Annotated in this window: 1 protein-coding gene; it reads left to right on the top strand. The window is 40.8% G+C overall.

The features are described from left to right. The first annotated feature begins 130 nt into the window (after window positions 1-130). Window positions 131-565 carry a DUF2753 domain-containing protein gene (locus BCT81_RS28295; protein ID WP_102426587.1) on the top strand — a complete coding sequence of 145 codons (435 nt, stop codon included), beginning with the start codon at window positions 131-133 and terminating at the stop codon, window positions 563-565. Window positions 566-628 lie beyond the last annotated feature (63 nt).

Below are 628 nucleotides of genomic sequence, written 5' to 3'. Positions count from 1 at the left end.
GCAACTCGCTGCAAAAACAAGCTCAAAAGGTCACATGCCCTATATATTATTAACAATCTCACCGATGAAACTTTACTTGATAATGATTATCATTTAAATTATCACCCCTATTGATTAGTGAGGTAATACAATGATTAGCGAATGGGAAAAACACACGTTACTCGCCGATACGGCATTGCAGCTCGACGATCCTATACGAAGTATTCTTCATTATCAGCAGGCACTGAACCTAAGTGAGGAGATTACTGAGCGTACAGATATAGAGGCCGATGAGCGGTTACTGATCTCGGTGATATCTTGTCATAACCTTGCACAATTCTGGCGCTGGGCAGGTGATACCGAGTATGAACTTAAGTATCTTCAATTGGCTTCAGAGAAAGTACTGACTCTGATCCCCCAGTGTCCCAATACACAATGTGCTAGCTTTATTGATTCTATTGGCTGTTGTAAAAAAGCACTTATCGATTTCATGAAACGCCATCCAAACCCTAAAATTGCCTCTATGGTGGAAAAAATCGATACCGCAACTAACTGCGAAATGATCGCTCGCTTCCGCCTCAACTAAGCAAATCCCGTTATAGGCACATATCGAGTTGATTAAACTAAATTTCTGTCTCGTCCTAAAATA

The organism is Vibrio sp. 10N.261.52.A1 (genome assembly GCF_002876325.1).
In the GTDB taxonomy this organism is placed as follows: domain Bacteria; phylum Pseudomonadota; class Gammaproteobacteria; order Enterobacterales; family Vibrionaceae; genus Vibrio; species Vibrio chagasii.
This window is presented reverse-complemented; position numbering and strand designations above follow the sequence as displayed.